At 68.4% G+C, this 22,960-nt stretch carries 21 protein-coding genes, 1 tRNA gene and 1 pseudogene; 10 read left to right on the top strand and 13 right to left on the bottom strand.

The annotated features are described in order from the left end of the window. Positions 1–59: 59 nt before the first annotated feature. The 7 genes from J2Y58_RS06720 to dapA form a co-directional block, all read right to left on the bottom strand. Positions 60–407: a response regulator gene (locus J2Y58_RS06720; protein WP_310100513.1), complete on the bottom strand. Its 348-nt coding sequence runs from the start codon at positions 405–407 to the stop codon at positions 60–62. Between the two features lie 40 nt (positions 408–447). Next, on the bottom strand, positions 448–2,868 hold the full coding sequence (locus J2Y58_RS06725) for a response regulator (RefSeq protein WP_310100517.1): 2,421 nt from the start codon (positions 2,866–2,868) through the stop codon (positions 448–450). Between the two features lie 17 nt (positions 2,869–2,885). Further along, complete coding sequence (locus J2Y58_RS06730; RefSeq protein ID WP_310100520.1) at positions 2,886–4,937, bottom strand: M13-type metalloendopeptidase; 2,052 nt, start codon at positions 4,935–4,937, stop codon at positions 2,886–2,888. A gap of 63 nt (positions 4,938–5,000) precedes the next feature. Further along, a complete protein-coding gene (locus tag J2Y58_RS06735; protein WP_310100522.1) occupies positions 5,001–5,561 on the bottom strand; it encodes a DUF2062 domain-containing protein in 561 nt (186 codons plus the stop codon). A gap of 2 nt (positions 5,562–5,563) precedes the next feature. Continuing rightward, the gene (smpB, locus tag J2Y58_RS06740) at positions 5,564–6,046 is read right to left on the bottom strand and encodes an SsrA-binding protein SmpB (RefSeq protein ID WP_310100524.1); all 483 of its coding nucleotides are present in this window, start codon (positions 6,044–6,046) and stop codon (positions 5,564–5,566) included. Between the two features lie 39 nt (positions 6,047–6,085). Then, positions 6,086–6,412, bottom strand: a complete 327-nt coding sequence (locus J2Y58_RS06745) for a hypothetical protein (RefSeq protein WP_310100528.1) — start codon at positions 6,410–6,412, stop codon at positions 6,086–6,088. Between the two features lie 6 nt (positions 6,413–6,418). After that, positions 6,419–7,300, bottom strand: coding sequence for a 4-hydroxy-tetrahydrodipicolinate synthase (dapA, locus tag J2Y58_RS06750; RefSeq protein ID WP_310100531.1), 882 nt, complete (start codon positions 7,298–7,300; stop codon positions 6,419–6,421). A gap of 231 nt (positions 7,301–7,531) precedes the next feature. On the opposite strand from dapA, the gene J2Y58_RS06755 reads away from it, so the two are divergent. The 6 genes from J2Y58_RS06755 (at position 7,532) to J2Y58_RS06780 (ending at position 13,385) form a co-directional block, all read left to right on the top strand. Then, positions 7,532–9,379 (top strand): lytic transglycosylase domain-containing protein, encoded by a 1,848-nt coding sequence (locus J2Y58_RS06755; protein WP_405053076.1) that lies wholly within the window; start codon positions 7,532–7,534, stop codon positions 9,377–9,379. Continuing rightward, positions 9,376–9,861, top strand: a complete 486-nt coding sequence (locus J2Y58_RS06760) for a GreA/GreB family elongation factor (protein WP_310100536.1) — start codon at positions 9,376–9,378, stop codon at positions 9,859–9,861. The genes J2Y58_RS06755 and J2Y58_RS06760 overlap by 4 nt, the downstream gene beginning before the upstream one ends. A gap of 197 nt (positions 9,862–10,058) precedes the next feature. Continuing rightward, a complete protein-coding gene (locus J2Y58_RS06765) occupies positions 10,059–10,301 on the top strand; it encodes a hypothetical protein (protein ID WP_310100539.1) in 243 nt (80 codons plus the stop codon). A 58-nt stretch (positions 10,302–10,359) separates the two neighbouring features. Beyond that, on the top strand, positions 10,360–11,157 hold the full coding sequence (locus tag J2Y58_RS06770; RefSeq protein ID WP_310100542.1) for an NYN domain-containing protein: 798 nt from the start codon (positions 10,360–10,362) through the stop codon (positions 11,155–11,157). Between the two features lie 2 nt (positions 11,158–11,159). Next, a complete protein-coding gene (locus tag J2Y58_RS06775) occupies positions 11,160–12,785 on the top strand; it encodes a M28 family peptidase (RefSeq protein WP_310100659.1) in 1,626 nt (541 codons plus the stop codon). A 42-nt stretch (positions 12,786–12,827) separates the two neighbouring features. Then, positions 12,828–13,385 carry a Uma2 family endonuclease gene (locus tag J2Y58_RS06780; protein ID WP_310100545.1) on the top strand — a complete coding sequence of 186 codons (558 nt, stop codon included), beginning with the start codon at positions 12,828–12,830 and terminating at the stop codon, positions 13,383–13,385. Between the two features lie 194 nt (positions 13,386–13,579). On the opposite strand, the gene ettA is transcribed toward J2Y58_RS06780, so the two are convergent. After that, positions 13,580–15,259 (bottom strand): energy-dependent translational throttle protein EttA, encoded by a 1,680-nt coding sequence (gene ettA / locus J2Y58_RS06785; protein ID WP_310100548.1) that lies wholly within the window; start codon positions 15,257–15,259, stop codon positions 13,580–13,582. A 110-nt stretch (positions 15,260–15,369) separates the two neighbouring features. Between ettA and J2Y58_RS06790 the strand changes: the two genes are divergently transcribed. From J2Y58_RS06790 to J2Y58_RS06805, 4 genes are all read left to right on the top strand, one after another. Beyond that, entirely contained in the window at positions 15,370–16,767 is a 1,398-nt protein-coding gene (locus tag J2Y58_RS06790) for a M20/M25/M40 family metallo-hydrolase (protein WP_310100552.1), read from the top strand. Positions 16,768–16,932: 165 nt separating this feature from the next. After that, positions 16,933–17,196 carry a hypothetical protein gene (locus J2Y58_RS06795; protein ID WP_310100556.1) on the top strand — a complete coding sequence of 88 codons (264 nt, stop codon included), beginning with the start codon at positions 16,933–16,935 and terminating at the stop codon, positions 17,194–17,196. A gap of 18 nt (positions 17,197–17,214) precedes the next feature. Next, on the top strand, positions 17,215–17,478 hold the full coding sequence (locus J2Y58_RS06800; RefSeq protein ID WP_310100559.1) for a hypothetical protein: 264 nt from the start codon (positions 17,215–17,217) through the stop codon (positions 17,476–17,478). 122 nt (positions 17,479–17,600) lie between these two features. After that, positions 17,601–17,677, top strand: a tRNA-Pro gene (locus J2Y58_RS06805). A gap of 261 nt (positions 17,678–17,938) precedes the next feature. On the opposite strand, the pseudogene J2Y58_RS06810 reads toward J2Y58_RS06805, so the two are convergent. From J2Y58_RS06810 to J2Y58_RS06830, 5 genes and pseudogenes are all read right to left on the bottom strand, one after another. Then, a pseudogene (locus J2Y58_RS06810) lies at positions 17,939–18,399 on the bottom strand (transposase); the annotation flags it as partial. Positions 18,400–18,503: 104 nt separating this feature from the next. Beyond that, the gene (locus tag J2Y58_RS06815; protein WP_310100562.1) at positions 18,504–19,304 is read right to left on the bottom strand and encodes an aminotransferase class III-fold pyridoxal phosphate-dependent enzyme; all 801 of its coding nucleotides are present in this window, start codon (positions 19,302–19,304) and stop codon (positions 18,504–18,506) included. Beyond that, positions 19,256–19,804 (bottom strand): aminotransferase class III-fold pyridoxal phosphate-dependent enzyme, encoded by a 549-nt coding sequence (locus J2Y58_RS06820; protein ID WP_310100565.1) that lies wholly within the window; start codon positions 19,802–19,804, stop codon positions 19,256–19,258. The genes J2Y58_RS06815 and J2Y58_RS06820 overlap by 49 nt, the downstream gene beginning before the upstream one ends. Positions 19,805–19,830: 26 nt before the next feature. Beyond that, positions 19,831–21,393 (bottom strand): long-chain-fatty-acid--CoA ligase, encoded by a 1,563-nt coding sequence (locus tag J2Y58_RS06825; RefSeq protein ID WP_310100572.1) that lies wholly within the window; start codon positions 21,391–21,393, stop codon positions 19,831–19,833. Continuing rightward, on the bottom strand, positions 21,390–22,205 hold the full coding sequence (locus J2Y58_RS06830; protein ID WP_310100574.1) for an enoyl-CoA hydratase/isomerase family protein: 816 nt from the start codon (positions 22,203–22,205) through the stop codon (positions 21,390–21,392). Before J2Y58_RS06830 ends, J2Y58_RS06825 begins: the two co-directional genes overlap by 4 nt. Between the last annotated feature and the right edge of the window lie 755 nt (positions 22,206–22,960).

Genomic DNA, 22,960 nt, shown 5'->3' on the forward strand with positions numbered 1-22,960 from the left:
CTCAGGGCGAACGGTGTTTTTTGGTCGGACCGCCTGAAAGAGTAGGCGTATCCGCCGCGTCAGGCGAGTTGGCTGAGCGCCTTGTCGACGCCGTCGATCGTGAACGGCTTGGCGAGGCGGGGGCGTTCGCGATGCGGGGGCGCGATCTCGTCTCCGCCGCCGCCGGTCGCGAAGACGAACGGGATGTTGCGCTCGGCCAGCGCGTCGGCGATCGCAAAGCTCTTCTCGCCGCCACGCAGGTTCACGTCCAGGATCGCGGCGTCGAAGCCGCCCGCCTCCACCAGCGGGATCGCCGCCGCCACGCTGTCCGCGGTGCCGGCATGCGTCTTGTCGAGCGCGTCGAGGAAATCCTCGAGCATCATCGCGATCAGGGGTTCGTCTTCGACCAACAGCACACGCATCGTCATGGCGAACGCCATAGCGCCGTCTTTCCGCGGTGCAACCGCTTCACGCGCGCGGCGGCGCACCCTCTTGCAGCACCAGCACGTCGCGGGTCGCCTCCGCGAGTTGCTGGACCGAGAACGGCTTCGGCAGGAACGCGACGTTGTCGAGGTCGATCGACTTGCGCAATTGCTCCTCGGCATAGCCCGACATGAACAGGATCGGGATGTCGGGGTGGATCTTGCGCAACTGCCGCGCGAGCGTCGGGCCGTCCATCACCGGCATCATCACGTCGGAAATGACCAAAGTCGGACGATCGACCCCCTGCATCAGCTCCATCGCCGCCTCGCCATTCTCCGCGGCGAGGACGGTGTAGCCCTGCCGCGCCAGCGCACGTTCCGCGACCGCGCGAACCATGTCCTCGTCCTCGACCAGCAGGATCGTGCCCGTGCCCCACAGGTCGCCCGAGCGGTGGCGCGCGGCCTGCTTGGCCTGCGCCGCGGCGGTGACCGCGTCGGTGACCCCGGCGGTGTGGACCGGCAGGTAGATGGTGAAGGTCGCCCCCTGCCCGGGGCGCGAATCGGCGAAGATGAACCCGCCGGATTGCTTGACGATGCCATAGACCGTCGAGAGGCCGAGGCCGGTGCCCTTGCCGACCTCCTTGGTGGTGAAGAACGGCTCGAAGATCTTGGGCAGCACGTCCGCCGGGATGCCGGTGCCGGTGTCGGAGATCTCCAGCGCGGTATAGTCGCCGAGCGGCACGATGTCGCTGCCGCGGCGGCGGATTTCCGCGATCGGTACCGAACGCGTCTGGATCGTCAGCTTGCCGCCGGTCCCCTTGCTGAGCATCGCGTCGCGCGCGTTGACCGCCAGATTGACGACGACCTGCTCCAGCTGCCCCGGATCGGCGCGCACCGGGCCGAGATCGCGGCCGTGCTTGACCTCCATCGTCACCGTCTCGCCCATCAGGCGGCGCAGGAGGTTCGACACCTCGGAGACGACATCGGGCAGTTGCAGCACCTGCGGGCGCAGCGTCTGCTGGCGGGAGAAGGCGAGCAACTGCCGGGTCAGGCTGGCGGCGCGGTTCGAATTGGCGCGGATCTGCTGAATGTCGTCATAGTCGCTGTCGCCGGGCGAATGGCGCATCAGCATCAGGTCGCAATGCCCGATGATTGCGGTGAGGATGTTGTTGAAATCGTGCGCGACGCCGCCGGCGAGCTGCCCGACCGCCTGCATTTTGGTCGCCTGCGCCACCTCGCGCTTCAGCCGGTTCTCCTCGCCGTTGTCTTTCAGGCTGAGCAGCACCGCGGCATCGCCCAGCCCGCGCGCGGCCGCGATCGACAGCGCGACGGGTTCGTCGGGATGGTCCTTCAGCCGTACCGCGAGGTCCGTCGAGCGGGCGGCGGTGCTGGCGAAGCGGCGGATCGCATCGGCGACCGCGCTTTTGTCCTCGCGCACCACCAGATCGCCGGGGTAGATCGGCGGCGCGGCGGGATCGACGTCGGCGGCGCGCGCGAACGCGCTGTTCATCTGGAGGAAGCGCCCCTCGCGATCGACCAGCGCGACCCCGAACGGCATCAGCATGAGAAGCGCCTCGATCTCATCGCCCGACCCGCCGCCGCCGAGTCCGCGTTCGGCATCGACCAGGGCCACGAGGATCGGCGCTTCGGGATCGTCGGCGAGCGGGATCTGCACGAGCCGCAGCGGATTGCCGCCGGCTTCCTCGGCGACGAAGCGCACCATCCCGCCCTGATCCTCGACCAGGAAGCGCGCGAGGTCCTCGCCGATGATCGAGACGTCGGGCGACGGCGCGGCGCGGGTGCGCAGCACGGCGTTGGCCGAAACGACATTGCCTTCCGCGGTGATCAGCGCCGCCATCACCCCCGACGCGCCGAGCTGGACGCCGAGCAGCCCGTCGAGCGCCTCGGTCAGGCGCGCCGGCAGACCGGGCGCGACGCTGCGCCCTGCGAAGCGCCACATCAGCACGTCCTGCTGCTGACCGGCGCGGGTGATCGTCGCCTCGATCGCGCCGACCGCGCCCTTCAGCGTGACCCGTGCATGGCCATCGCGCCATGCCATCCGCCCGGCCACCTCCAGCTCGCCCGCGCCATCGCCGGCCAGCGGCAGCGACGGCGGGGTCGGGAAGCCGGCGAACATCTGTTCGTAACGGTCGTTGGCGCAGACCAGTCGGCCGCCGCGATCGGTGATCGCGACGCCATCGGGGCTGGCTTCCGCCATGACGCGCATCAATTCCCAATCGTAGCTGATCGAGACGGCGCTACCGCGGGATCCGCGTGCGCGCACGACCGCGATCCCCGCCCCCGCCAGCACCAGCGCCGCGGCGACGAAGCCGCCCGCGACGACAGGATCGCCGAGCAACCACAGGATCAGCGCCGCCGCCGCGAGACCCGCGACGACGGCCACCGCCAGCGCGGCGCCGGCGCCGTTCCACCACGGACGCTTACCCTCGATCGTCGCGAGCCGCATCACCGTCGTTCAGCCGATTACCAGATTCGCACGCGCGCGTCGGGCGCGAGGTACAGCTTCTGCCCCGGCTTCGGCGCATAGGCGTTGTACCACGGGTCCATGTTGCGGACGATGTCGCTGCGCTGCTCGGACGGGGCGTGCGGGTCGGTCAACAGCCGCTGGCGCAGGTTCGCCTCGCGATAGTTGCGGCGCCACACCTGCGCCCAGCCGAGATAGAAGCGCTGGTCGCCGGTAAAGCCGTCGATTACCGGCGCGGGCTTGCCGTTCAGCGTCGCGAGATACGCGTCGTGCGCGGCGGCGAGCCCGGCGAGATCGGCGGAATTCTCGCCCAGCGTCAGCTCACCCTTCACGTGCATTCCCGGCAGCGGCTCGTAGGCGTCGTACTGCTTGACCAGCCGATCGCTGAGCGCCTTGAACTTCTGCACGTCCGCATCGGTCCACCATTGCGTCAGCCGGCCTTTCGCGTCGAACTTCGCGCCCTGGTCGTCGAAATGATGGCTGATCTCATGCCCGATCACCGCGCCGATGCCGCCGTAATTGACCGCCGGATCGGCTTTCGGATCGAAGAACGGCGGCTGGAGGATCGCGGCGGGGAAGGTGATCGCGACCAGCCCGAAATTGGCCTGCGCGTTGACCGTCATCGGCGCCATGCCCCATTCCCAGCGATAGATCGGCTTACCGAGCTTCGTGACGTTGTAGTCGTGGCGCCACTGATTGGCGCGCAGCATGTTGCCGAAGGCGTCACCGGCGCGCACGTCGAGGTTGGAATAGTCGCGCCACTGGTCGGGGTAGCCGATGCGGGGCGTGAACGCGGCGAGCTTCGCCTGCGCCTTGGCCTTGGTTTCCGGCGCCATCCAGTCGAGCTTCTCGATCCGGCGACCGAGCGCGGCGAGGACGTTGCGCACCATCGTGTCGGCGGCAGCCTTCGTCTCGGGCGGGAAGTAGCGCGCGACATAGACCTTGCTGACCTCGTCGGTCAGCGCCGCCGAGGTGAAGCCGACCCCGCGCTTCCACCGCTCCTGCTGCTGCGGCGTGCCGCTGAGCACCGTGCCGTTGAACGCGAAGCTCTCCGCATCGATCGCGCGCGGCAGCACGTCGGCGAACCCGTCGAGGCTGCGCACCAGCAACTGATCGCGCAGCACCGCGACCGGCGTGGCGGCGATCAGCCGCGCGGTGCCGGTGATCGCGGTCGGCTGCGCGACGATCAGCGTCGGGGCGCTCGCCTTCTCGGCCTTCAGGAAGGTCGCGAAGTCGAAGCCGGGCGCGCTTTGTTGCAGCTGCGCCAGCGTCAGCTTGTTATAGGTCTTGTCGGCGTCGCGGCTGTCGATGCGGGTCCAGTGGACGCGCGCCAGCTCGGTCTCGAACGCGACGAGCGCGGCGGCGCGTGCCTCGGCGTTCTGCTCGCCCGCCAGCGTCAGCAGCTTGGCGAGGTGCGCCTGATAGGCGGCCTTGGTCTGGACCAGCTTGGCGTCGGTCGACAGGTAGTAATCGCGGTCGGGCATTCCCAGGCCGCCCTGCATCAGGTTGACGGCATAGGTGTCCGGATCCTTGTCGTCCTGCCCGACGTAGAGGCCGAACGGAATGTCGACACCGTTGCGGTCGGCCTCGGCGAGCAGGGCGGGATAGCCGGCCTTGTCGACGCGGCGGATCTTTGCGAGCCACGGCTGGATCGGCGCCAGACCCGCCTTCTCGATCGCGGCGGTATCGAGGAACGCGGCATAGGCACGGCCGATCTTCGACGCCGGGTCGGTTCGCGCCGCCTCCAGAATGCCGCGCGTGCGGGTGCGCGACAGGTCCTGCAGGACGTTGAACGCGCCGTAATTCGATTCGTCCGCTGGAATCGCGGTGTTCTTCGCCCAGGTGCCGTTCGCGTAATTGTAGAAGTCGTCGCCCGGCAGGACGCTGCGATCCATGCCGGCGGCGTCGAAGCCGAACGTGCCATAGGCGGGGCGATCGGCGGCGGGGGCGGCCGGTGCGGCGGCGGGGGTCGGTTGCTGCTGCGATTGCGCGAGCAGCGCGGCGGGGACGAGGGCGAACAGCGAAGTCAATGAAACGGCGAGGAAACGCATGTACCGGCATCCTTTGGGAATTTTCCCGATGCCGCGCGTCTTAACCAGCCGCGCCCGCCCGCGCTAGTTGCCGTGGTGACGGCTGCGCCACTTGCGCGCGATCCACAGCCGCCACAACAGCGCCGCCAGCCCGTAGCCGAGCGCCGCGCCGACGACCGAGCATACCACCATCCCCACCGCGGTGGCGGGACCGACATCCTGGAGCAGCCATTCGATCCAGCCCGGCGCCCGCTGCACCGCGTCGCCCAGCGGCTGGCCGGGGACCGAGCGGTCGAGGTGGAGCAGCCAGCCGCCGACCTTGTAATACATCACGAACAGGAACGGCGTGGTCAGCGGATTGGTGAAGAAGGTGGTGAGCGCCGCCGCGGGCACGTTGGCGCGGACCGGCAGCGCCAGAACCGCGGACGCCGGGATCTGCCCCATCGGGATCAGGATGCCGGTGAACATGCCGAGCGCCACGCCGCGCGGCACCGAGCGGCGCGTGAAGCGCCACAATTCCGGCGCGAGCACCCGGTGCGCGACCGGACGCAGCACGCGGCTGTTCTCCATCGACTCGCGCGTCGGCAGGTTGCGGCGGCTCCAGGCCGCGAGACGTTCCCACAAGGTCACCGGCCGGGTCGCCACGCTCAGCCGTGATCGCGCATGATGCGGCCGGCCTCGCGCTTCCAGTCGCGCTCCTTGATATGCTCGCGCTTGTCGTGCGCCTTGCGCCCCTTGGCGAGTGCCAGTTCCACCTTCGCGCGCCCCTGCCCGTTGAAATAGACGGTCAAGGGCACGAGGGTCATGCCCTCGCGCGCGACCGCACCGTGGAGCTTGTTAATCTCGCGCTCGTGAAGCAGCAGTTTACGTGGACGCTTGGGTTCGTGGTTGAAGCGGTTGCCGTGGCTGAATTCGGGAATGTTCGAATTGACCAGCCACACCTCGTCGCCCGTCACCTCGGCATAGCTTTCCGCGATCGAGCCCTCGCCGAAGCGCAAGCTCTTCACCTCGGTGCCGGTCAGGACGATCCCGGCCTCGTAGGTGGTGTCGACCGCATAATCGAAGCGGGCGCGGCGGTTCTCGGCGACGATCTTCTTCTTGTCGAAGGTGGCGGGTTTGGGACGCGGCATGGGGGCGATGTAGGCGCGGTTGCGGCGCCGGGCAAACGGCTAGTCGCGAGATTTGCCGAACGGGATCTTCAGCCGGATCATCGCGCGGTTGCTCTGCACTCCGCCGACGCTTGCTGCCTCGGCTTCTGCGGCGAGCGCGGCCCGTCCGCCGAGGATGCCGGTTTCCGCTTTCGGCAGCGCCGCTGCATCGGGGTCGTAGCGATCGTCGAGCGGGCGGAGCCGGTAGCGCTCCGGGTCCGGGCGGCGGCCGCAGACGACGACGTCGCCGCGGGTCGGCGCGGTGCAGGGATCGCGCGCGTGCGGCTGAGACACCAACGGACCGGCAACGGCGGACTGGAGGAGGAACCAGATCGCCGTCACCGCCACCCTCCCCTACAGCCCTGCGCGCCGCAACCCGGCATCAACCGCCGCGCGGCTGGCCTCGGACGGCCAGGTCATCGGCAGGCGCAGGCCGTCGGGGAAGCCGGGGCGGACCTTCGTCATCGCATATTTGACCGGGCCGGGCGAGGCGTCGGTGAACAGCGAGGTGTGGAGCGCGAAGAGGCGATCGTGGAGGTCGCGCGCCGTGGCATAGTCTCCGGCGGTGCAGGCGCGCTGGAAGTCCGCGCACAGCCGCGGCGCGACATTGGCGGTGACCGAGATGCACCCCACCCCGCCGGTCGCGTTATAGGCAAGCGCGAGATCGTCGTTGCCCGAGAGTTGGCAGAAGTCCGCGCCGAGCGCCTCGCGGTGCTGGGTCACGCGGGTCAGCACGCCCGAGGCATCCTTGACCGCGACGAACGTCTTCGGAAAGGCGGAGACAATGCGGATCAAGGTATCGGGCTGAATGTCGGTGACGGTACGCGCGGGAACGTTGTAGAGGACGATCGGCAGCGGCGCGTCCTTCGCCAGCGCCTCGAAATGCCGGAAGATCCCTTCCTGCGACGGGCGATTGTAATAAGGCGGCACCATCAATGCCGCATCCGCACCCGCCTCGCGCGCGGCATGGAGGTTGGCGGCGGCGACGCGCGTGTCGTTCGACCCCGCGCCCGCGATCACCGGCACGCGCCCCCTCGCCTGGTCGACGCAGACGCGGACGATCGCGAACTGCTCCTCCTTGGTCAGCGTCGCGGCCTCGCCGGTGGTGCCGCACGGAACCAACGCCGACGAGCCTTCCGCGATCTGCCATTCGATCAAATCGCGGTACGCGCTCTCCACGAAGTCGCCGTGCGCGTCGAAAGGCGTGACCAGCGCCGGGATGGAACCTGAAAACATGAGGCGAATTTGCTCCTGTGGCGCGTTTTGGGGGACGTCGTTCAGCGCAGATACGGCTAGGGCTGCTATGCTGTCCACCACGGGCGTCGGTCAGAAACAGTGAAGGCGGGTGCGTTGATCCTATTCGTTGCAGCAGCAGGAACCCTGGCGGTGGTCGCGGGGCAATATGGCGCGGTGCCCGCGACGCAGCAGTCGCCGGTCCCGGCGGCGCCGGCCGCGCCGCTGCCGGGAATGGCGCAGCCGCTGGCGCAGTGGAAGGCGCTGCAACAAACCGACGGCTTGCCGTTCGACAGCTATTATTCGTTCATCAGCGCGCATCCGGGCTGGCCCGGCGAGGCGGCGTTCCGCCGCGTGCTGGAGCGCAAGGCGGCGACCGACCCGAACACGCCGGTGACCAGCGTCGCGGCCTTCTGCCGCCGGTGGAAGCCGCTGACCGCCGCGGGCTGGATCGCGTGCGCGCGCGCCTATCAAGCGACGGGCGCGGGCGTGGACGCGCAGGTGGCGGCGCGAACCGGCTGGCGGCTCGGCAACCTTTCGCCGCAGGACGAGACGACGGTGCTGACGCAATTCGCCAGCGCGCTGTCGCCCGCCGATCACGATGCGCGGATGGACGCGTTGCTGTGGCAGGGCGCGACGAGCGCGGCGGCGCGGATGCTGCCTTACACCAGTACCGCCGCGCGGGGGCTGTTCAGCGCACGGCTGGCCTTCCGGACGGGGGCGGAGAATGCGTCGGCACTGGCGGCGAGCTATGACGCGCAGGGGGCGCAGGACGCCGGCTATATCGCCGACAAGGCGACGTGGCTGCGCGATTCGGGCGCGAGTCCCAGCGCGCGCGGCTGGCTGGCGCGCACGCGGGGGACGATGACGCGGCCGGGCAATGTCGAGAAATTCTACGAGGCGCTGCTGGTCAATGCGCGCGGCGCGGCGGCCGACAATCAGTGGCAGACCGCCTATGACATCGCGCGGCAGATCGACGACGCCTATCCGGCGGGCACCGACGTGTCGACCAAGCCCTATGGCGAGCGTGACGATTACACCTCGCTGGCGTGGCTGGCGGGCCAGGCGGCGACGAAGCTGGGGCGGCCGGCGGATGCGCGCGCGATGTTCGAGCGCTACGGCCGCGCGAGCCAGTCGCCGCAGACGCGCGCCAAGGGCTTCTACTGGGCGGCGCGAGCCGCCGAGCAGGCACGCCAGCCCGATGCGAGCGCCTTGTTCGAGCGGACCGCGGGCTATCGCGACCAATATTACGGGCAATTGGCGATCGAGCATCTCGGCCGCGCGCTGACCGCACCGCCTGCCCCGCCCGTCCCGGTGATCGCGCCTGCCGCGCGCAGCGCCTTCTACGCCCGCGAGACGGTGCGCGCGGCGCAGTTCCTAGGGCAGATCGGGCAATATCAGGACCAGACCGCGTTCGTGAAGCAGATCGCCAGCGACGCGACCAGCGACACCGACCATTATCTGGCCGACGAGCTGTCGCGCGCGCTGCGACGCCCCGATCTGGGCGTGCTTGTGGGGCGCAGCGCGATGCAGAACGGACTGACCGAATATAGCGCCAACGGCTTTCCGACCGTCGCGGTGCCGAGCGGCTATGAAGCGGAATGGCCGATGATCCATGCGGTGGCGCGGCAGGAGAGCCAGTTCGACCGCATGGCACGCAGCCCGGTGGGGGCGAGCGGGCTGATGCAGCTGATGCCCGGCACCGCGCGCGAGCAGGCCGGCAAGCTGGGGCTCGGTTACGATCCCGACCGGCTGACCAGCGACACCAATTACAACATCCAGCTGGGATCGAGCTATTTCCAGCGCATCTATGGCCTCTACGGCAGCTATCCGCTGGCGATCGCGGCGTACAATGCCGGGCCGGGGAACGTGAACAAGTGGCTGCGCGCCTATGGCGATCCGCGCACGGGCGCGGTGGATGCGGTCGATTGGGTCGAGGCGATCCCCTATGGCGAGACGCGCAACTACGTGCAGCGCGTGCTGGAGAATGCGGTCGTCTACGACCTGATGAACCCGGCGCGCGCCAAGAGCCGCGGGCCGAACAATCTCAGCTGGTATCTGGGCCGGGCGCGCGGCGGATGACCGAGCGGCCCAACCACATCACGCCGGCAGGCTATGCCAAACTGCGCGCCGAATACGAGCAGCTCTTCGCCCATGATCGCCCCGCGCTGGTGGAGACGATCAGCTGGGCGGCGGGCAACGGCGACCGGTCGGAAAACGGCGACTATATCTACGGGCGCAAGAAGCTGCGCGAGATCGACCGGCGGTTGGGCTGGTTGTCGCGGCGGATGAAGGCGGCGAAGGTCGTCGATCCGGCGCAGCAGCAGGATCGCACGCGCGTGTGGTTCGGCGCGACCGTGACGATCGCCGACGAGGACGACAACGAGCGTGTGCTGACGCTGGTCGGCGACGACGAGGCCGAGGCGGGCGCCGGCCGCGTCGGGTGGAATGCGCCGATCGCGCGTGCCTTGCGCGGCGCGGCGGTGGGCGACCTGCGGCGCGTCACGTTGCCGGCCGGCGAGCGGGAGTATGAGATCGTGGGGATCGTTTATCCGGAAGCGTAAGGGTGCGGTTGACGTGGTCACCTTCCCCCGCCACCCGTCATCCCCGCGGGGGCGGGGATCCATAACCTCTGACGCCCGCGCTTCTATCGACGGACCTGCGTGTCTGGATTCCCGCCTGCGCGGGAATGACGGGGGTGGGAGGCGCGCGAGGAACACCCCCCTGCCTCCAGGTGTTTGAGGGCGAGAGGAGATTTCCGATGGCCGACGAACATCCCCGCGTGCAGTCCGCGCGCGATCACGACGACAAGGACGTGATCGAGGGCATGATCCCCGGCGGCGAGGCGGTGCCCTCGACCGGCGGCGGCGCGCTGGCGCGCGACCTGGGGTCGCAGGACGACCTGCACCAGGTCGACGATCCCGATGGGCATGAGCGCGTGACCAAAGAGGCGGCGCAGGACGCCGGTCAGGCCTATCGCAGCGATCGCCAGACGCGCGATTGATCCCGGCGATCGATCCACGCGCGATTGACGGGGGCGCGTCGGCAGCCGATGCAAGCGCATGGCCGCCGACGACAATCCCGCCCGCAACATCGCGTTGCTGATCGATGCCGACAATGCGTCGTGGCAGGCGCTCGACCCGGTGTTGACCGCGCTCGCCGAATTCGGGCGGGTCAACGTGCGGCGCGTCTACGGCAATTGGTCGAAGGACGGGCTGAAGGGCTGGCGCGACATGAGCGTCAAGCACGGCATTGAGCCGCAGCAGCAGTTCGACCTGACGCGCGGCAAAAACGCCACCGACATGAAGATGACGATCGACGCGATGGACCTGCTCCACCGCGGACGGGTGGATGCGTTCGGGATCATGTCGTCGGACAGCGACTTCATGCCGCTCGCCACGCGAATCCGGCAGGACGGGCTGGACGTGTACGGCTTCGGCAACAGCAATACGCCGGCCGGCTTCCGCAACGCCTGCACGCGCTTCATCGACGTGAACGCGCTTCTGGAGACGACCAAGCCCAAGCGGGCGCGGCGCGTGGAGGTGCCGATCACCGAATCGGTCCCGCCCGCGATCGGCGCGGCCGCACCGCCCTCACCGGCCCCAGCCCCGCCAACCGGCGCGACGGCCAGGGTCGACGATCCGGAGCTGCTGCACCTGCTCCATGACGCCTATGATTCGCTGAAGCCCGATGCGAAGGGCTTCGTCGGCCTGTCGGCTTTGGGGCAGCGCGCGGCGAACCGGTCGAGCTTCGACGTGCGCAATTACGGGTTCAAGCGGCTGTCGGACCTGGTCGATGCGATCCCCTCGATCGATGTCGATCGGCGCGACAGTCGTGTCTTCGTACGCTGGAAGGATTGATGATGCGGCTTGCCCTGTTGGCGCTGGCGACCACGCTGGCCACCCCCGCGAGCGCGCAGGATGCGGTGCCGCAACGGCTGTCGGACGACGTGAAGGTGCTCGCCTCGCCCGCGTTCGGCGGCCGCGCGCCGGGGACCGCGGGCGAGCGCAAGACGCTCGACTGGCTGGTGGCGCGGTTCAAGGGCCTGGGGTTGCAGCCCGGCGGACCGGACGGGCAGTGGGTGCAGAAGGTACCGCTGATCCACACCCGGATCGCGCCCGGCGCACGGATGACAGTGGGCGACGCGGTGCTGGCGCAGGGACGGGAAATCGCGGTCACCACCGTGCGCGACGCGGCGCGGATCGACATCGCCCGGTCGCCGATGGTGTTCGTGGGTTACGGCGTGTCGGCGCCCGAGGCGGGCTGGGACGATTTCAAGGGCATGGACCTGCGCGGGAAGACGTTGGTCTTCCTGGTCAACGATCCCGATTTCGAGGCCGCCGCCGACGACGATGCGAAAGGCGCGTTCGGCGACCGGCGCATGACCTATTACGGGCGGTGGACCTACAAATTCGAGGAAGCCGCGCGGCGCGGGGCGGCGGCGGCGCTGATCGTCCACGACACCGGCGGGGCGGGGTATCCGTGGTCGACGGTCAATGCCTCGAACGGCGAAAACTACGACATCGTGCGTGCGGCGGGCGACGCGCGCGTGCCGTTGCAGGGCTGGATCGCGCATGACGAGGCCGACCGGCTGTTCGCCGCGGCGGGACTCGATCTGGCGAAGTTGCGGATCGCGGCGCGATCGAAGGGGTTCCGGCCAGTGGCGATGAAGCGCGATTTCTCGGCCACGGCCGATGTCGCGGTGGAACGGATCGAGAGCGCGAACGTGCTCGCCAGGCTGCCCGGGCGGACGCGGCCCGACGAGACGGTGATGTTCGCCGCGCACTGGGACGCTTATGGCGAAGGGCCCGCGGATGCGACGGGCAAGACCCTGCGGCCCGGCGCGAACGACGACGCGCTGGGCGTCGCCGGCGTGGTCGAACTCGCACGGTTGTTCAAGGCCGGACCGGCGCCCGAGCGCTCGCTCGTCTTCGCGTTGTGGACCGGCGAAGAGCGCGGGCTGCTGGGTTCCGAATATTATGCGACGCATCCGGTCTATCCGCTGGCCAAAACCGCGGCGAACCTGACGCTCGACATCCTCCAGACCGCGGGCCCAGCGAAGGACGTGGTGCTGGTCGGGCAAGGGCAATCGTCGCTCGACGCGATGCTGGCGGACGCGGCGCGGGCGCAGGGACGCACCGTGACCCCGGAGACGTTCAGCGAGCGCGGGCTGTTCTACCGCGCCGATCACTTCTCGGTAGTGCGGCGCGGGGTGCCGTCGCTGCTGCTGATGGCGCTGGGCGGCGCGTCGGACCTGAAGGACGGCGGACGCGCAGGCGGGCAGAAGTGGCTCGACGACTACATGGCCTGCTACCACAAGACCTGCGATGCGTGGGACGCGCGCTGGGACCTGCGCGGGGCGGCGGCGGACGTCGACCTGTTCCACGCCATGGGGGCGCGACTGGCGACAGCGGGCGTGTGGCCGACATGGAGCGCGGGGAGCGAGTTCCTGGCGGTGCGCGAGAAGAGCGCGGGGGAGCGGAGGTAGCGGCGGTTTTCCCGTCTCTCTTTTGGTGATACTTTAGCTGCCATGACGGTTCAGGAGCGCCTCCGCCCGGGCAAGTACCGGCTGACGGTCGAGGATTACCTGCGGCTCGCGGCCGACGGTACGTTCGGCGACCGCCGGACCGAGCTGATCGAGGGGGACATCTGGATCATGAGCCCGGCGCATACGCCGCACGCCCGGATCAATGGCATGCTGGCGGCGGCGATCGTGCAAGCGCTCGCGCCTGGATCGGGCCTGATGCTGCTGGTCGCGCCATCAGTCAGACTGTTCGACGATACCATGCCGGAGCCGGACCTGGTGGTGGCGATCGATCATCGTGAGGGCGTACTGCCGGGCGACAAGGTGCGCTTGGTCATCGAAGTGGCCGACAGCACGCTGGCGACCGACCTGACGCTCAAGCGGGCGCTCTACGCTCGGGCCGGTATAAGAGAATATTGGGTGGTCGACGTGCGTGGCGCGACAATCCACCAGATGTGGGCGCCCTCTGGCGAGGACTATGCCGAACGGCGCACGGTGGCGTTCGGTGACATGCTCCATGCCGCGACGGCGGCAGGACTTTCGGTGGACACCGCGGGACTGTAGGTCGCGAGCGGACGGCCGGTATCTGGCGCCGGACACGTGCTTCGACAACCTCGGCACAAACGGGGTGGGTAGAACCAACGGGCTTGGTAGAACCTAGCGGCCGGTAGCATGACCCGAACCGGTGGACGCGACGGCCGGCAGCGAAACCTACCCGCTCGACAGGCGGAGCGCCGTCGCGCCCCGCCCTGCCCGCATCAGCGCGTCAGCTTCTTGTAGGCCAGCCGCGTCGGGCGGTCGGCGGCGTCGCCCATGCGGCGGCGCTTGTCTTCCTCGTAGCTTTCGTAATTGCCCTCGAACCATTCGACATGGCTGTCGCCCTCGAAGGCCAGGATGTGCGTGCACAGGCGATCGAGGAAGAAGCGGTCGTGGCTGATGACCACCGCGCAGCCCGCGAACGTCTCCAGCGCCTCTTCGAGCGCACGCAGCGTCTCGACGTCGAGATCGTTGGTCGGTTCGTCGAGCAGCAGGACGTTGCCGCCCTCCTTCAGCATCTTGGCCATATGGACGCGGTTGCGCTCACCGCCCGACAGCTGGCCGACCTTCTTCTGCTGATCGGGTCCGCGGAAGTTGAACGCGCCGACATAGGCGCGCGTGCCGATCTCCTGCTTGCCGAAGCGGAAGACCTCCAGCTCGTCGGAGATTTCCTGCCAGACGTTCTTGTTCGGATCGAGGTCGTCACGGCTCTGGTCGACATAGCCGAGCTTCACGGTCGTGCCGACGTCGATCGTCCCGGCATCGGGCTTTTCCTGTCCGGTGATCAGCTTGAACAGCGTCGACTTGCCCGCGCCGTTCGGCCCGATCACGCCGACGATGCCGCCCGGCGGGAGCATGAAGTCGAGGTTTTCGAACAGCAATTTGTCGCCATAGGATTTGGTCAGCCCCTTCGCCTCGATCACCTTGCCGCCGAGCCGCTCGGGCAGCTGGATAAGGATCTGCGCCTTGCCAGCGACGCGGTTCTCCTGCTTCTCCATCAACTCGTCGAAGGCCCGGATACGCGCCTTGCTCTTGGTCTGGCGCGCCTTGGGGGTCTGGCGCATCCACGCCAGCTCGTCGGCGATCGCGCGCTGGCGCCCGGCCTCCTCGCGCTCCTCCTGCTCCAGCCGCTTGGCCTTCTTCTCCAGATAGCCCGAATAGTTCGATTCGTAGGTGTAGTAGCGCCCGCGATCGAGCTCGAGCACCCAGTTGACGACGTTGTCGAGGAAGTAGCGGTCGTGGGTGACCAGGATGACGTTGCCGGTATATTCCTTCAGGAAGTTCTCCAGCCACGCGACGCTCTCGGCGTCCAGGTGGTTGGTCGGCTCGTCGAGCAGCAGGATGTCGGGCTTTTCCAGCAGCAGCCGGCACAGCGCGACGCGGCGGCGCTCACCGCCCGACAGCTTGGTGACGTCCGCATCCCCCGGCGGGCAGCGCAACGCCTCCATCGCCACCTCGAGCTGGTTGTCCAGCGTCCAGCCGTCGACCGCATCGATCTTCGCCTGGAGATCACCCATCTCCTCCATCAGCGCGTCGAAATCGGTGTCGTCCTGCGGATCCCCCATTTCGGCGGAGATGGCGTTGAAGCGGTCGACGAGGTCGGCGATCGGGCGCACGCCGTCCTTGACGTTGCCCATCACGTCCTTGGCCGGGTCGAGCTGCGGCTCCTGCGCGAGATAGCCGACGCGCACGCCCTCGGCCGCCCAGGCCTCGCCCTGGAATTCGGTGTCGATGCCGGCCATGACCTTCATCAGGGTCGACTTGCCGGCGCCGTTCGGACCAATGATCGCGATCTTCGCGCCCGGGATGAATTGCAGGTGGATGTTGTTGAGAACGGGCTTGTTCGCGCCCGGGAAGGTCTTGGTCAGACCCTTCATGACATAGGTATACTGAACGGCCATCGGGCGCGCGGCTCCATGAGTGAGGGTGCAGCGGAAAAAATCGTTGTCGCGCATGTAGGCGCAGCCCGCGTCGTTGGCAAACCGCCCCCGCCCGGTTACGCCGTGCATCCATGAAGCACCTCCTACCCCTGACGCTCTCCCTGCTGCTCGCCGCGCCCGCCGCGGCGCAGCGCACCGCTCCCCCTACCCCCGCCGCGGTCGACCCGCGGGTCGCCGGCCTGCGCGATGCGGCGTTGAAGGACGATATCGCCTATGACATCGTCGAGGGGCTGACGACCGAGGTCGGGCAGCGGCTGGCCGGCACCGAGGCGGAGGCGCGCGCGCGGACCTGGGCGGTCGCCAAGCTGACGGCGCTGGGCTTCAGCAACGTGCGCGTGGAGCCCTACCGGATGCCGGTGTGGGTGCGCGGCGACGAGGAAGCCGAGGTGATCGCGCCCGTGCCGCACAAACTGGCACTCGCCGCGCTCGGCAATTCGGCGAGCACGGGGCCGCGCGGGCTGACCGGCGACGTCGCGGTATTCGCCGACTATGGCGCGTTCGCCAACGCGCCCGCGGCGGCGGTGCGCGGCAAGATCGTCTACATCGGCAATGCGATGCAGCCGACGCAAGACGGATCGAGCTATGGTGCGAGCGGCACGGCGCGCTTCACCGGCCCGGCGCTGGCATCGCAAAAGGGCGCAGCGGCGATCGTCATCCGCTCGATCGGGACCGACACGCATCGCCTGCCGCACACCGGCGTCACCGACTTCCCCGCCGGCGTGAAGCCGATCCCCGCCGCGGCGCTCTCCACGCCCGATGCGGCGTGGATCGAGCGACTGGCGGCGCGTGGGGCACCGATCCGGATGCGGCTGTTGCTCACGCCGCGGCAGATCGGCGAGCGCGAATCGGGCAACGTCATCGCCGAGGTGCCGGGCACCGATCCGGCGGCGGGGGTCGTGCTGGTCGGCGGACATCTCGACAGCTGGGACCTCGGCACCGGCGCGATCGACGACGCCAGCGGCGTCGCGATCACCGCCGCGGCGGCGAAGCGCATCCTGGACAGCGGACGGCGGCCGCGCCGGACGATCCGGGTCGTGTGGTTCGGCGCCGAGGAAGTCGGTGGGTTCGGCGGCAAGGAATATGCGAAGCGCCACGGCACCGAGCGCCACGCCACCGCCTCCGAAAGCGATTTCGGCGCCGATCGCGTGTGGCGGTTCGAGACGCAACTGCCCGACGGCGCCGCTGCGGTCACCGCGCGGCTGGCCAGTGCGCTCGCCCCGCTCGGGATCGTACCGGGCAGCGGGCGCGCCGGCGACGGCACCGACATCGCGCCGACGATCGCGACCGGCGTGGCCGGTGTCGACCTCAACCAGTCCGGGCTGCGCTATTTCGACACCCACCACACGCCGGACGACGTGCTGGAACGCGTCGATCCCGAGCAGCTGCGGCAGAACGTCGCGGCGTGGACGACGATGCTGGCGATCGTCGCGGACGCGCCGGAGGAGATCGGGCCGGTGCCGCGCCCCTGAGCCGAACGCGGTCGCCGGGCGTCGAAACGGGTCACCGTTCGTCGCAACCTTTCCAAACGATGAATTTTGCTTATTGACCCCCTCGGTTGGTAGGGTATTGCGAGCGTTCGCGACGGCGCTGGGGTCGGGCGCGAGTGTTTTTATGTGATGCTTGGGAGCATTCCGATGAAGAAGATCCTGCTCGTTGCCGCCGCCGCCGGCCTGATGTCGGTCGCCGCCTGCTCGAAGTCGCCCGAGGCTTCGGCTGTCGAGAACAACGCCGACATGATGGCCGACAACATGGACGCGATGGCGGCCAACGTTGCCGACATGTCGAACACCACCGCGAACCCGTTCGCCGAGGACAATGCCGAGGCCGTCGCCGAGAACATCTCGACCGCCGCCGACAACGTCCGCGACGCCGGCGAGGACGCCGCGAAGAACATGTAATCGGCAGGAGCCGTGCCGGTGGTCATCAGGACGCTCACTCCCCTGCTCGCGGCGGCGCTCTTCGTCTCCGCCTGCAGTGACCGATCCGGCACGGCTTCGATCGAGAACAATGCCGAGGCGATGGCCGATGCGCTCGAGCGCAAGGCCGACAACCTCGAAGCGATGGCCGATGCCGCCGCCAACGCCAGTGCCGCCACGATGCTGGACGGCATGGCGGACAATCTCGACGACCAGGCGGACAACGTCCGCGACCTGGCCGAAGAACGAGCCGCTCCGCGCTGAGCGGGGCGGTGCTGGCGGCGGACGCCGTTGCGGGGCGCCTGCGGGCGCCTCTTCTTTTTTGCGGAAGCCGTCGACACTTGCACGCGCGCCACGCGCGGCCTAGGTCGATCCTTTCCATGCGTCGGGGAGTGGCGCAGTCTGGTAGCGCGCCTGCTTTGGGAGCAGGATGTCGCAGGTTCGAATCCTGTCTCCCCGACCAAAAAATGTGTCATTTTTTGTCACTTAGGCCAACAGCTTCGCTGTCACCCCATGCCGCAATCCGGAACAAGCCGGATGCAAGCGGACGGGATGTGATACATGACTTACGGGATTATCCCGTCGCGAGCGAACGAGTCGCTCTCCCCTGCATATCGCGGTCTCCTTCATCGACACATCCAGGCAAACATGGCGGATCATCTTCCGTCCTCCTCTTCAGGGGACGACTGGCTATCCCCGGGGGCAACGCTCCTGATTACGCCATGTGATCTACGAACGATCTTTCCCTGCGCAGCAGGATGCAGATCCTGAAGTAGCCGTACCGCTTCCTTGTCGCGGCCAGATCACGGATGCGCGGCATCGGCGGCGCCTGGTCCGGCCGATGCGACACCTAGCGCCCCGACGACCGGTCGACGCCCGGCGCCGAGCAGCTGCGCCGCTCGCCGACACCATGGAACGCCTGAACGTGCGGGACGAGGTCGCGCCGTCGTCCAGGCGTCAGAGCATCTTTGCCAGGACACCCTGCAGGATGTGCTTGTCCAGGTTGAGGTCAGCGACCAGCTGCTTGAGCTTGCGATTCTCCTCCTGGAGCAGCTTCAGGCGTCGCAGCTCGCCTATGCGGAGGCCGCCTTACACCTTCTTTCAGCGGTAGAACGTCTGCTCCGAAATCCCCATGCGTCGGATCTCCTCTGCCACCGACGTGCCGGTCTCGTTCCGGTTGCCCATCCGCCCTACCCGCCTATGCAGTATCTTCTGAATATATTTCCCTCATTACGGGTGAGAACGTTGTAGCCGAAACGTCGGCACGTCGTGATCGCTACGTGGAGTTCCTACTTCAGCCGAACCGTGGCGGCGAGCGCGTCGTCGAAGGTCGAGACGATCTGTTTCACGTCCTCGTCGCCCAGCGCCAGTGAACAGTAGAACTTGCCGTGGGTCAGCACGCCGCGCTTCACCAGCTCGCGCACGAGGGGCTTGAGCAGGCGGTTGTCCGGGCTGTGCGACGTGCGATAGTCGACCACGTCCCGGCCGGTGAAGGCGAACTGTACGATCGGCCCGTTGCCCAGCGCCTTTGCCGCGACGCCGTGTTTCGCGAACGAGGCGCGAGCGCCCTCGCGGATGCGCTCGGCGACCGCGAACAGCCGTTCGTAGGTGCCGGGACGGCGCAGCACGTCCAGGGTCGCCAGGCCGGCGGCAGCAGCCACCGGATTGCCGCTCATCGTGCTGCTGAGATAGCAGTAGCCCGGCTCGGCGGCCCGGCGCGGATTGCCCAGCGCCATGATGTCGGCCCGGCCCGCGACCGCGGACAGCGGTAGCCCACCGCCGACAATCTTGCCGTAGGTCGCAAGGTCGGGCGTGACTCCGTAGAATTCCTGCGCGCCGCCGTAGGCAAGGCGGAACCCCGTCACCACCTCGTCGAAGATGAGGACGGCGCCGTTGCGGGTGCACAGCTCGCGCAGCCCTTCGAGAAAGCCCGGCGCGGGATCGATGCAGCGCTGCTGCGCCTCGACGATGACGGCGGCTAGCGTGTCGCGATGGTCGTCCATGATCGCCGCCACGGCGTCGAGGTCGTTGAAGGGCGCGATCAGCACCTCGTCCTGCAACACCGGTGGGATGCCGGCGGTGTCGGGCACCGCCCGCGGATAGGGACGTCGGGCGGCGGCGCCATGCTCATCAGCGCATAGTCGTTGACGCCGAGGAATGCGCCCTCGAACTTCAGCACTTTGCTACGGCCGGTGTGGGCTCGCGCAAGGCGCATCGCGAACATCGTCGCGTCCGATCCGGAAATGCCGTACTTGATTTGGTCGGCGCACGGGATCGCCTCGACCAATCGCTCGGCAAGCTCGATGCCGCGTTCGTTGAGGATGTAAAAGTTGGAGGGGTTCAGCACCGCTTCCTGCAACGCGGCGACTACCTCCGGATGCGCGTGGCCCAGCACCATCGGGCCGGAACCGTTGACGAGGTCGATATACTCGCGCCCGTCGCCGTCCCTGACGCGGCACCCCTCGCCGCTGGCGACGACGACGTCGGCGTCCTCGTCCATTGCATAGGAATTGAACGTGCCGCCGGGCAGCACGCGGCGCGCGCGCTCCAGAAAGGCGGCGTTGCGCGAATTGCCGGGGAAGCTGGCCACGATCGTCTCCTGTGTCGGGGTTGCGGTCACGCCGCGCCGGCAGTGCGGTGGAATTGGTCGCGCAACTCACGCTTCAGCACCTTGCCGTAAGCGCTCTTGGGCAGGCTCTCGACGAACACGACGTGCTTGGGCTTCTTGAACGAGGCGATATGGTCGCGCGTGAAGTTGATCAGCGCGGCCTCGTCGCGCGCCGCGCCTTCGCGGGGGACCACCATCGCCACCACCGCCTCGCCCCATTTCTCGTCCGGAACGCCGATCACCGCGACCTCGGAGACCGCCGGATGGCGATAGAGGACCTCCTCGATCTCGCGCGGGTAGATGTTCGACCCGCCGGAAATGATCATGTCCTTCACCCGATCGGTCAGGAACAGATAGCCGCCGTCGTCGAGGTAGCCGACGTCCCCGGTGCGCAGCCAGCGGCCGAACTTCGCCTTCGCCGCCGCCGCCTCGTCGTTCCAATAGCCGCGCATGACGAGGTCGGACCGGATCGTGATCTCCCCCGCGACGCCGGTCGGCAGCGGGCGGCCCTCCTCGTCGACGATGCGGATCATGACGCCCGTCGCCTCGCGCCCGACCGACGACAGCCGCGCGATGCGGACGGGGTCGTCCCCGGTGACATGGTCCTGCTTGCCGAGAACGGTACAGCACGCCGCCGCCTCCCCCTGGCCGTAGCCCTGGACGAAGATCGGGCCGAGCAGCCGCATCGCCTCGTCCAGCACCGCACGGTGCATCGCCGCGCCGCCGTAGACGATGGAACGCAGCGACGACACGTCGTGACGCTCGAGCGCGCCGCTGCGGACCAGCATCTGCACCATCGTCGGCGCCATCATCGTCGCGGTCACGTCGTAGCGCTCGATCGCCTCGCACACCTTGTCGGGATCGAACGACTTGGACAGCGGGAAGCTCTGCGCTCCCGCGCGCGCCAGGAAGACGAGCCCGATGCTCGCCGTGCCGTGCGAGATCGGGGCAAGGTGCAGCATGACGTCGGTCTCGTCGGCGTCGCGCAGCCCGTCGGTCAGGTAGTGCTGCACCATTGCGACTAGGTTGCGGTGCGTTTCCATCGCGCCCTTCGGCCGCCCGGTCGTGCCGGAGGTGTAGAACAGCCAGGCGACATCGTCGGGATCGATGTCGATCGCGGGCGCGCCGCGGTCCTCGCCGGCGAGGAGGTCGTCGTAGGGGCGCCCCGGCATGCCTGCGTGCCAGTCGCCGATGCAGTAGACGTGCGGCGGCAGCGCGACCTCCGCGTGGATCGCGGCGACGGTCTGGGCGAAATCGGACGAGTAGACGAGGATCGCGGCGCCCGAGTCGGCCAGCATGTGCGCGTACTCGCGCGCATGAAGCTTCGGGTTCATCGGCATCGCCGCCATGCCGGCGTGCATCGCGGCCAGATAGGCCTCGAACCCCTCGAAGCGGTTGGCGGACAGGATCGCGACCCGATCGAATTGCACTCCCACCGCCAGCAACGAGCACGCGACACGGTCCAGCCGGCGGCGTCCCTCGGCATAGGAGATCGCGCGGTCGGGCAGGATCCACAGCGGCCGAGCCGGATGACGGATCGCCGAGCGGACGAGAAAATGGGCGACGTTCATGCGCGCTCGCTCCGCAGCTGGTGGCCCTTGTACACGGGCGGCCGCTTGTCGAGGAAGGCAGCGAGCGCTTCCTTGGCGTCGTCCTGCATGAAGTTCAGGCCCTCGTAGGCGACCGACAGGTCAAGCATCGGCGCTGCCTGGCGCAGCCAGTGGTTGAGGCAACGCTTGGTCCAGCGCAGCGCCTGTTGCGGAAGCGCCGCGAGCTGGTCGGCGAGCGCCAGCGCCTTGTCGAGAACCTGCTCGCGCGGCAGGCAGCGCGAGACGAGGCCGATCCGTTCCGCCTCCACCCCGGTCATCCGGTCGGCGGTCAGCAGGTACAGCTTGGCCTTGAGCATCCCGCAGAACAGCGGCCACAGCATGACAGCATGGTCGCCCGACGCGACGCCGATCCGGCTGTGCGCGTCGGTGATGACCGCGTCCTCGGCTATGATGCTGATGTCGGCGCACAGCGCGGTGGCGAGCCCCGCGCCCGCGGCGGCGCCGTTGATCGCGGAGATGATCGGCTTGTCGCAGTGGATCATGCCGTAGACCAGCCGAAGCGCCTGCTCGCCGGAATGGATCGTCGGTTCGATCCGTCCAGGATTGTCGCGTCCCTCGTCGAGGTCGCCGCCGACGCTGAACGTGCGCCCCGCGCCCGTCACTACCGCGACATCGACGCTCGCATCGCGACCGATCGTCGACCACACCTCCGCCAATTCGTGGTGCAGCCGCGCGTTGACCGCATTGTGCCTTTCCGGGCGGTTGATGGTGACCAGCATGACGTGCGGCGACGGTCGCTCGAACGTCAGGTGCCGGAACTCGTCGTACAGCATGAACGGCGCTCCCCCTGCGGGCCTGATCACCCGCCCGTCCATGCTCCCGCGGCCACGGCGGGGCTGCAATCGCCATGTCCCGAACCGAACATCGGCCAGCGGAAATGATGCCGGCGGGCCATCCGGCGGGGGTAAATGTGATGATGATGCGAGTACGATCGGCTGTCGTTTTCGGATCATGGCGTTGAGGATGACGGGGAGTCGTCGTGCGACGGCGGTGAGGATGGCCGCGTGTCGCCGGCGCAGCGATCAGGTCGCCGTCGCAGCCGCTGGTGGCCTCGAAGACGAGGCGGATATGTCGCTCGAGCGTGTCGAGCCAGGCGGCGATGGCATCGGGTGGATTGGCGACCTGCCCGATGACTATTCGACAATCGTTACTTGTTCGCCGCCGCCGCTGCGCGCGAAGCCTCGTTGAGCCCGGAGGGGCTGGAGCTTGACGTATCGCTCCTCCCCCTCACCGGCTGCGCGCTGGTGGTCACCGTGGCTTGCGAGCCTCGTCGCGGGCGAGCAGATGACGCTGATTGCTCGCGCCATCGACGACGACGAGCTGGAGCTTGGCCTGGCCGACGACGAGCGCGGCGTGTCGATGAACGAATCTGCTATGAGCGCGCCGGAGCGGGAGGCCTATCTGGTCCTGATCGATCGCGCCTTCGAGCGGCCCGCGGTGATCCGCGGCTCGATGGACAAAGCGATGGCCGAGCAGTTCGCCCGGCTCGCCTCGACGGTGAACGACTTCTGGCTGCTGGGGAAGCGGT

The organism is Sphingomonas sp. BE138, assembly GCF_031456125.1.
Classification (GTDB): domain Bacteria; phylum Pseudomonadota; class Alphaproteobacteria; order Sphingomonadales; family Sphingomonadaceae; genus Sphingomonas.